Consider the following 8,981-nt stretch of genomic DNA (forward strand, 5'->3'; position numbering starts at 1 on the left):
GGCTACGGATTTGGCCACGAGATGCTGCGCCAGGCGGTGGTTCCGGCTAAGCGCTATTGAGCGCGATCGCTAGGCTAGGGCAATTGTCATCTATCGCGGCGGCTGGTGCGTAGAGAATAAAGTGGGAAATTAGGTGGAACTGGGGTGTAGTAACCCTCGGTACCCTTTAAACCTACCGGAGTCCTCCATACTGATGGTCGCTCAGGCGGTTCTCAGAGGAATACGCCAGAATTTCTGTGGGCGTACCCTGGCGACATCGCCAAAGGGGATGCTCAGGCTCAATTTTCCTGCTCTCTACCGTTTAGCAGCACGATGGCGTTTTTATCTAAGTCTGCTTCTAAACCGACTGATCAAGCTAAATCACGTCCGCCGGTACGCTGGGCAACCTTTATCATGGCGGCGACTGTAGGGCTATCGGCGGCCATTGTAATGGCCTGGTTTGCTGGCGAGGCACGCATCACCAAGATTTTTGCTCAGCTTCAGGTGTTGCAGAGCCAGCCCCCCATGTGGCTGGAGGTACCGATGGTAGCGGCTCAGTACTTAGTGGCCCCAACCGTAGTACTGCTGCTGCTGGCCTACGCGATTACTCGCGTTTCGCCCCGGCCTCGACCCTGGTCGCGGTGCATTGTGGTGGGCATTTTGCTCACCCTGGTCATGCGCTACCTGGTGTGGCGCTGCCTCTCAACTTTAAACCTGGCCTCGCCCCTGGAGGGCACCCTCAGCCTGGGGCTACTGGCTATGGAGCTGTTTGGCCTCACCACCAGCATTATTCAACTGCTGCTGCTGCTGCGGGTGCGCGATCGCAGGCCCCAGGCCGACCAGCTAGAGCAAGCCGTTACCAGCGGGCTCTACCAGCCTTGGGTAGACGTGTTTATTCCCACCTACGACGAACCGGCTTTTATTTTGCGCCGCACCATTATTGGCTGCCAGGCCATGACCTACCCGCGCAAAACCATCTACCTGCTCGACGACACCCGCCGCCCCGAGATCAAGGCCCTGGCGGCTGATATGGGCTGTGAGTACATCGCTCGCCCCACCAACGACCACGCTAAGGCTGGCAACCTCAACCACGCCATTCAGATCGCCCGTGGCGAGCTAATCGCCTCCTTTGACGCCGACTTTGTGCCCACTCGCAACTTTTTGTGCCGCACGGTGGGCTTTTTTCAGCAGGCGAAGGTGGGCCTGGTGCAAACCCCCCAAAGCTTTTACAACGCCGACCCGATCGCCCGCAATCTGGGCTTAGAAGGGGTGCTTACGCCAGAAGAGGAAGTCTTTTACCGCCAGATTCAGCCCATGCGGGATGGCGTGGGCAGCGTGGTGTGCTCGGGCACTTCCTTTGTGGCACGGCGCAGCGCCCTTGAAAATAGCGGCGGCTTTGTCACCGAGTCGCTGAGCGAAGACTACTTTACTTCGGTACGTCTAGCGGCCCAAGGCAACGACGTTATTTACCTCGACGAAAAGCTCAGCGCTGGCCTCGCCGCCGAAGATATTGCCGCCCACGCCTCCCAGCGGCTGCGCTGGGCCAGGGGCACCCTGCAAGCCTTCTTTATCGACTCCAATCCGCTGACCATTCCTGGGCTCACCCCCATGCAGCGACTGGGCCACCTGGAGGGGCTGCTGCACTGGTTTAGCAGCATTCCCCGGATTGTCTTTCTGCTGATGCCGCTGGCCTACTCGTTTCTCAACGTCATTCCCATTCAGGCGACGGCGCGGGAGCTGCTCTACTACTTTGTGCCCTACTACCTGGTACAGCTGACGGTGTTTGCCTGGCTGAATGAGCGATCGCGCTCTGCCCTGCTGTCAGACATCTACTCGCTGGTGCTGGTGTTTCCGCTGGCGGCCACGGTGGTACAGGCCATGGTCAACCCCTTCTCGCGGGGGTTTCAGGTCACGCCCAAGGGCACCTCCAGCCAGCGGTTTCAGTTCAACTGGAAGCTGGGCTGGCCGCTGGTGCTGCTGTTTGGCCTCACCGCCATCAGCCTGTGGCGCAACCTGGGCCTGTGCCTAATGGCAGGCTGGGGCAGCGCTGGCTACGAGCTTCAGGCGCGGGGGCTGGCCCTGGGCTGGATATGGAGCGCCTACAACCTGGCCATGATCGCCGTCGCCCTGCTGATTTTGCTGGATGTACCCCGCCCCGACTCCCACGTATGGTTTGACCTGCGCCGGGTGGTTAAGCTGTCGCCGCGTACCCGGCGGCCTGAACCGGGCGATCGCCCCCTAGCGCCAAGTTCGGCCTGTGGCCCCGAGGCTATCTCTTCGGCGAGCGCGATGCCTAAAACCTGGTGGGGCATCACCACCGTCATGTCTGAGGTTGGGGTAGAAGTCTCCCTGACTCAGCAGATCTCGCTCGCCCATCCCCTCAGCGTGGGCATGACAGTAGATTTAGAAGTGGCCGAAGAGGCGATCGCCCTGGAGGGCATCATTACCGCCATTGACTATAAAAACAACGACAAAGACGAGTTTCCTCACCTGCGGGTGCAGTTTGGCCCCCTCACCCCGGCCAGCTACCGGGCTCTGGTTACCGCTCTATTTTGCCGCCCCGGCCAGTGGAAGCGCTGGAACAGCCCCGGCGAACTGCGATCGATTTGGCTGCTGCTGCGGGTACTGGTGTGGCCCCGACGCTTTAGCAGCCGTAGCACCAGAGCCGTGCCGGTGGTTAAGGGGTAGAGCAGCGGGGAGAATAAGCCATCGGGGCCGAAACACTCTATGATGGCGGCTATTATGTCCCCACTGCCCGTTATTCACCTGTTAAATCGCTGTCGCCCCTCGCCCTATGCAGATTACCTACGACCCCGATCGCGACATCCTGCAAATTGCCTTTAATCAGCGCGAAGTGGACGAGACCGCCCGCGCGTCCCCCAACCTGATTCTCGACTACGACGAAGATGGGCTCATTGTTGGGCTAGAGCTGCGCAATGCCTCGCGGCGGGTTGATAGCCCTCTGTCGGTGACTTTTACCGTCGGCGATGCCGACATCGAAAAGCCCCAGCCCTAAAGCAATTTAGAATTTTGGATTAGCAATTTTGGCTAAGTTCTACTGTTTTATAGCTGTGGCCAGTCTGGTCAAGACAGGTCTCCTATGCACGTTCAAACGTTTGAATGTTCATAGGGTTTCTGGATGTCCTAACCAACGTGACTATGGTTCTAGAACAAGCCTCGCCAGAACAATATAAAAAAAGGGGAGGCAACGCCTCCCCCAGACATCATGATTTACTCTCAGTCGTCAACCTTTAGCGTCAGGACACCTCTTCCTCACGCCGGGGCTTAGCCCGCTTCAATGGCGGGGGTTTCGGTGCTGCTCAGGTCGATTTTGACCACCTTATTGCGGGCTTCGACCACCTTGGGTAAGGTCAGGGTCAGCACGCCGTGGGCAAAGTTGGCCACCACCTGGTCGTTTTGTACGCCATCGGGCAGGTTCACCAGCCGGTGGAAGCTGCCGTAGCGGGTGTCGTCGTAGAGCACTTTGGCGCTGTCGGTAGCTTCGGGCCGGTTGCGGGTGCCCGAGATCGACACGACATCAGCACTCACCTGTACATCGAGGTCGGCGGCGCTAACGCCAGCCAGGTAGATGGTGAGCATAAACTCATTGCCCTGGTCTACCAAGCGTACCGCAGGGGTCCAATCAGCCTTGGCTAGGGCCTCGGTGGCAAAGTCACCAAACGCATCGTTAATCTGACGGCGAATGGCGTTGATTTCGGTAATCGGGTCTAAATAGCGACGAACAATCATGGTTTCTAAACCTCCTGGTACTTGCCTTTTCAAACTGTTGAAGTGAGTCAGGTCAAGCATTTGCGCTTTCACTCTCTACAGTTACTATGGTGCGCCAACCTAGTGGGTTTCCCTAGTGGTAGGAACCCTACTGCGGTGGCGAACTTACCTCCCGTACCGTTTTGTAGGGTGAACCGTAAGGGTAGGTAGGGGCTGGGGGCGATCGCGATTGTCATGCCTGCGATTGGTAATGCCAGGGCTGCGATCGCCATTGCTGCCCCTGGATATGCCATTGCAGGGCGTTGACATGCCATTGCAGGGCGTTGACATGCTATTGCAGCGCGATGACATGCGATCGCAGCCCGGTGATATGCCATTGCAGGACGGTGATATAGCATGGCCGCTTGATGCCATAGCATTGCAGGGCGTTGACATGCGATCGCAGCGCAATCTGACGGCTTAAATTCTCTGCGAGTACCATAGCGATAAGGATTTTTCCCTTAGCCCGCCCAGTATGGATCGCATTCAGCTGTTCGATGCCCTGAGCAATCTGTCGCCTCATGACTTTGAGCGATTGCTTGTCAGCGTCAACATTCCCAGAATGAATCGAGCGGGGGCATCAGCCAAAATCGGCGAACAGGTCAGCGCCCTGCTGGACTGGGCCGATAGCGCGATCGGGCCAGGGGTAGAGGCGATCGCCCGCCACCTGGCCGAACTCAATTGCTTTGAGTTTGATACTTACCTGCGATCGCTTGTCGTCACCTACGAGAAATGGTGGGAGCACTACACGCTGACGGATGCCGTTGGCAAAGTCAAGCAAGCACAGCCAGAGCAACCCTCAATTTTTGACTTTGGCCTCATAGTGCAGACCGTCGCCAAAGAACGAGAGCCGACCGACCTAGAGAATAATCCACTTCAGCAAGACAAAGAAAAAAACGAACGGCTGCCCGTATTAGAGGGCATTCGCAAATATGCCGATGACCATGTGCTGCTGGTGGGCCGCCCCGGCTCGGGCAAATCCACGGCGTTGATTCGTTTGCTGTTGGAGGAGGCAAATGCTTGTCTCCCAACTTCTGAGCCATTGGGTATCTGTAACGAGATAGCAGGAGAAGATTCTTCCGATCAGATCCCCCCTGCCCCCCTTAAAAAGGGGGGAGAAGCTGTCAAAGTCCCCCTTTTTAAGGGGGATTTAGGGGGATCGTCGCGAGCATCTCAATCTGTCAAAAGTGACGGACATCAAGTAATGGCTTCTGGGAGAAGGGCGGCAGAGCAGATTCCGGTTTTGGTGGAGCTGCGCTATTGGCAGACATCCGTGCTGGAGCGCATTCGGGCGTTTCTCTACCAGCACGACCCCCACCTAAATTTGGATGATGCCGCTCTGAATGCCCTGCTGCGCCAGGGACGGTTTTTGCTGCTGATCGATGGCCTCAACGAGCTGCCCTCCGACGAGGCCCGCACTCAACTCACCACTTTTCGCCGCGACCACCCCAAAGTGCCGATGATCTTCACCACACGAGATCTGGGCCTGGGGGGCGACCTGGGGATTGAGAAAAAGCTGGAGATGCAGCCGCTCACCGAGCCGCAGATAAAGAATTTCATTCGCGCCTATGTGCCCGACCATGCAGAGGCGATGCGGCGGCAGTTAAATAACCGCCTGAGAGAGTTTGGCCAAACGCCGCTGCTGCTGTGGATGCTGTGCGAAGTGTTTCAGCAGTCGCCCAATCGGCAAATGCCCACCAATCTAGCGGAAGTGTTTCGGGCATTTACGGCGATGTATGAAGACAGCAGCGTGCGCAAGCATGAGGTGGCGCTGCTGAAGGGGGATGTGCGGCCCTTAAGCGATCGCCGCTTATGGAAAGACGCCCTCAAAGCTCTGGCGGCCCTAATGATGCAGGGTGAAACTCCAGTCGATTTTCGCGTAGCGATTCACCGTACCGAAGCCGAACGAGAACTCGGCAAAATCTTTGCCAAGGAGAAATTCCCTGCCCGCGACATCCTAGACGACCTGCTCAAATACCACCTGCTGCAAAACCGCACCACCGACCAACTCGAATTTCGCCACCAACTCATTCAGGAATATTACTCGGCGGAATATTTGCTGCCCCTACTGCCACAACTCAGTGATGAGCAACTCAAACAAGGCTACCTCAACCTGCTGAAGTGGACAGAACCCATTGCCCTGATGTTGGCGCTGGCAAATGAAGAAGCCCAGGCTTTACGAGTGGTGAAGCTGGCTATGGACGACGTGGACTTGATGATAGGGGCCAGACTTGCAGGGGAGGTAAAGGCATCTTTACAACCTAAAACCGTCGGCTGGATTGATGTTCGGGAAATCCCAAGATATCTAAAAGTGAACTGTTGGGCCACCAGCCATAGTGTGGCGGCGATTGCGGGCTTGCTCCAGGTGCTTCAACACCAGGACTCGGCCGTTCGTAGGAGTGCGGCTGACGCTTTAGGGAACTTGGGGAGTGAGGCGGCGATTCCGGCCTTGCTCCAGGCCCTCCAACACCAGGACTCGGATGTTCGTATGAGCGCGGCTGACGCTTTAGGGAACTTGGGGAGTGAGGCGGCGATTCCTGCCTTGCTCCAGGCCCTCCAACACCAGGACTGGTATGTTCGTGGGAGCGCGGCTGACGCTTTAGGAAACGTGGGGAGTGAGGCGGCGATTCCGGGCTTGCTCCAGGCCCTCCAACACCAGGACTGGGATGTTCGTAGGAGCGCGGCTGACGCTTTAGGGAGCTTGGGGAGTGAGGCGGCGATTCCAGGCTTGCTCCAGGCCCTCCAACACCAGAACTGGTCTGTTCGTGAGAGCGCGGCTGACGCTTTAGGGAGCTTGGGGAGTGAGGCGGCGATTCCGGGCTTGCTCCAGGCCCTCCAACACCAGGACTCGTATGTTCGTAGGAGAGCGGCTGACGCTTTAGGGAACGTGGGGAGTGAGGCGGCGATTCCGGCCTTGCTCCAGGCCCTCCAACACCAGGACTCGGATGTTCGCAGGAGTGCGGCTGACGCTTTACGGAAAGTGGGAAGTGACGCCACAATAACCGATTTGTGGCAGTTGCATCTGCGACAACCTGAGTACTACCTAGAGAATGCGATTTCCGCTATCCAAGACCGCTGCAAGTTCTATAACTACGAAATCTGGCAAGCCTGTCTAACAGGCCAGCAGGACGATGGCACCCCTAGCCAAAGCGACAAAACAATCGCAAACTCAATAACAATTCAAACTGTAGAAAAACTCACAATTATGAGCGACAAAGCACCCATTTTCAACCAGCAACATGCAACGATTGGCGTTAACTATGCGGCTGAAGGCAGTCAGCAAGACTTTACTCAGCACATCCACGCTCCAGAGCAAAACTTTGAGAGCCTTCTAACCGGCTACAAACACTTCATCGACGAACTCCAGCAACAAAATCCCCACATCGCTGACGAAACCGCCATCATCCAGACCATCGACATCGAAGCCCGACGCATCGATACCCGTTGGCAAAACTTCCTCAACCTCAAACGTTTGTGGAATGGCGGTAAAAAAGCAGCCATCAAAGTCGGCGAACACTTTGTTGAATCTAACCCCTGGGGCAAAGGCGCGATCGCCTTCCTCGAAGGCGTCAGCGAAGATGTGAAATAACCGTCGTTGAACTAAGCGGACTCAAAACCATGCAAATTACTATTGACCTACCTGACAACCTAGCCCTCTCAGAACCAGACCTGCGCCGAGAAGTTGCGATCGCCCTTTTCCAGCAAGAACTTGTCACCCTAGGTACGGCTAGCCAGATCGCTGGAATGCACCAAATGGAATTTCAGCAACTCATTGGCAATCGTGGCATCTGCATCCACTACGACATTGAAGAATTTGAAGAAGATGTTCAGGGTTTGCGCGATCGGGGTTGGCTGTGATTGTCGTCAGCGACACGTCACCGCTCGGCAGCCTAGCTCTGGTCGATCACGTAGGGTTGCTACAAAAGATTTATTCGACCGTCATCATCCCAGAGATTGTGGCCGATGAACTGGCCGCAGCCCAAGAGACTCGCATTCAGCAACTCCTCACCCTTGAATGGATTCAAGTCCAACCACTTAGCAATATAACCGTCGCTGAGACCCTACAACAAGCCAGGAGACTAGATCCTGGCGAAGCTCATGCTATTGTCTTGGCCATCCAAATCAAAGCTGATGAACTGCTAATTGATGAGCGGTTAGGCCGCCGAGAAGCAAAGCGCTATGGTCTTCCTGTAGTTGGTCTACTGGGCGTTTTGCTGATCGCTAAGCAAAGAACCCTCATCCCCAAGGTTCAACCCATCATGGATGCATTGGTTAACCAAGCTGGCTTTCGCGTCAGCCCGCAGTTGTATCAACGTGTCCTAGCCCTGTCTCAAGAAGCCTAGACTCACGGAGCCCGAATCATTCCTACAGCGTTACCAAGTCGGGGTAGTTAGCGATCAGCTCATCGGCGCTGAGGCTGTCGCTGGGGTCCTGGGGTGTCCATAGCAGCTCATAGACGAGCAGATAGGCGGGCGAACTTGAGCCTAGGCGTTGCAAAACAGCCCTGAGATCGGCCACGGAGCTGACGGATTTGAATAGGGGGCGTTCGTCCGCTGTGCCCAGCAGCAGCGTCACCACAATGTGCGAGGCTACCTCATTGCTGGGGCCATTAGGCATGGCTCGCCGCTGCACCTCGCCGCCCACATTGACCAACGTTTCAACCGCAAACTTGCTGCGTTCTTGAATCGATAAGCGCTCAAACAATTCTGATGCTTTCTCTCGCCCGGCGACGGTTTGCGACTCGGCCCGCACATGGGTCCAGTAGTCGGGGTGGCGCAGCAGGGCCAGCACGGTGGCGCGTAGCTGGGCAGCTAGCCCTGCCGAGGTGGTGAGATCGGCATTGACGGCAATGCGATCGAGGTCGCGCTGTAGTTCTCGCGCCCCGGCCAGCAGCGCTACCTGGAGGCGTGTCACCGTGACAATGTCATTGAGCAATTCGCTCTGGCTACCTGCCGATGCGGGGCGATCGAACCGGCGGGTGCCGCCCTGCATATAGTTGAAGACAATCGGCAGCAGGATAAACCCCAGCACCACAATTACAAAGAACAGCTCGCCGCCACCGCCATCGTCGCCCGTATCGACATAAACCGGAGCCGGGGCATAGGTGGGGTAGGGCACAATCACCGGGCCAGAGCGGTAGCCATAGCCGCCGCCATAGCCGCCATAGCCGCCGCCATAACCGCCGCTATAACCGCTACTGGGGGGAAGGCTGCGCGGGGCCGATGGGGCTGGCG

Annotated in this window: 8 protein-coding genes; 6 read left to right on the forward strand and 2 right to left on the reverse strand. The window is 57.0% G+C overall.

All coding sequences use genetic code 11. From position 1 onward, the window contains the following. Positions 1-312: 312 nt before the first annotated feature. Together IQ273_RS26000 and IQ273_RS26005 are read left to right on the forward strand one after the other, a co-directional pair. On the forward strand, positions 313-2,667 hold the full coding sequence (locus tag IQ273_RS26000; protein WP_313898251.1) for a glycosyltransferase: 2,355 nt from the start codon (positions 313-315) through the stop codon (positions 2,665-2,667). A gap of 106 nt (positions 2,668-2,773) precedes the next feature. Continuing rightward, entirely contained in the window at positions 2,774-2,995 is a 222-nt protein-coding gene (locus tag IQ273_RS26005; protein WP_194026046.1) for a DUF2283 domain-containing protein, read from the forward strand. Between the two features lie 269 nt (positions 2,996-3,264). Here the strand turns inward: IQ273_RS26005 and IQ273_RS26010 are convergent, their stop codons facing one another. After that, positions 3,265-3,729: an Hsp20/alpha crystallin family protein gene (locus IQ273_RS26010; protein ID WP_194026047.1), complete on the reverse strand. Its 465-nt coding sequence runs from the start codon at positions 3,727-3,729 to the stop codon at positions 3,265-3,267. Positions 3,730-3,937: 208 nt separating this feature from the next. On the opposite strand from IQ273_RS26010, the gene IQ273_RS26015 reads away from it, so the two are divergent. From IQ273_RS26015 to IQ273_RS26035, 4 genes are read left to right on the forward strand one after another with little or no spacing between them, the layout of a single operon-like run. Then, on the forward strand, positions 3,938-4,171 hold the full coding sequence (locus IQ273_RS26015) for a hypothetical protein (RefSeq protein ID WP_194026048.1): 234 nt from the start codon (positions 3,938-3,940) through the stop codon (positions 4,169-4,171). A gap of 51 nt (positions 4,172-4,222) precedes the next feature. After that, positions 4,223-7,336, forward strand: a complete 3,114-nt coding sequence (locus IQ273_RS26025) for an NACHT domain-containing NTPase (protein ID WP_228053896.1) — start codon at positions 4,223-4,225, stop codon at positions 7,334-7,336. A gap of 29 nt (positions 7,337-7,365) precedes the next feature. After that, a complete protein-coding gene (locus IQ273_RS26030; RefSeq protein ID WP_194026049.1) occupies positions 7,366-7,605 on the forward strand; it encodes a UPF0175 family protein in 240 nt (79 codons plus the stop codon). Continuing rightward, positions 7,602-8,090, forward strand: coding sequence for a DUF3368 domain-containing protein (locus IQ273_RS26035; RefSeq protein ID WP_194026050.1), 489 nt, complete (start codon positions 7,602-7,604; stop codon positions 8,088-8,090). The genes IQ273_RS26030 and IQ273_RS26035 overlap by 4 nt, the downstream gene beginning before the upstream one ends. Before the next feature lie 22 nt (positions 8,091-8,112). On the opposite strand, the gene IQ273_RS26040 is transcribed toward IQ273_RS26035, so the two are convergent. Next, the coding region (locus IQ273_RS26040) for a DUF1517 domain-containing protein (RefSeq protein WP_194026051.1) at positions 8,113-8,981 on the reverse strand (869 nt) is incomplete at its 5' end.

Source organism: Nodosilinea sp. LEGE 07298, assembly GCF_015207265.1.
Classification (GTDB): Bacteria; Cyanobacteriota; Cyanobacteriia; order Phormidesmidales; family Phormidesmidaceae; genus Nodosilinea.

Coding starts and splice junctions, on each gene's coding strand:
- IQ273_RS26025 (WP_228053896.1), top strand. CDS start 4,223: ATGGATCGCATTCAGCTGTTCGATGCCCTGAGCAATCTGTCGCCTCAT.
- IQ273_RS26000 (WP_313898251.1), top strand. CDS start 313: ATGGCGTTTTTATCTAAGTCTGCTTCTAAACCGACTGATCAAGCTAAA.
- IQ273_RS26030 (WP_194026049.1), top strand. CDS start 7,366: ATGCAAATTACTATTGACCTACCTGACAACCTAGCCCTCTCAGAACCA.
- IQ273_RS26005 (WP_194026046.1), top strand. CDS start 2,774: ATGCAGATTACCTACGACCCCGATCGCGACATCCTGCAAATTGCCTTT.
- IQ273_RS26010 (WP_194026047.1), bottom strand. CDS start 3,729: ATGATTGTTCGTCGCTATTTAGACCCGATTACCGAAATCAACGCCATT.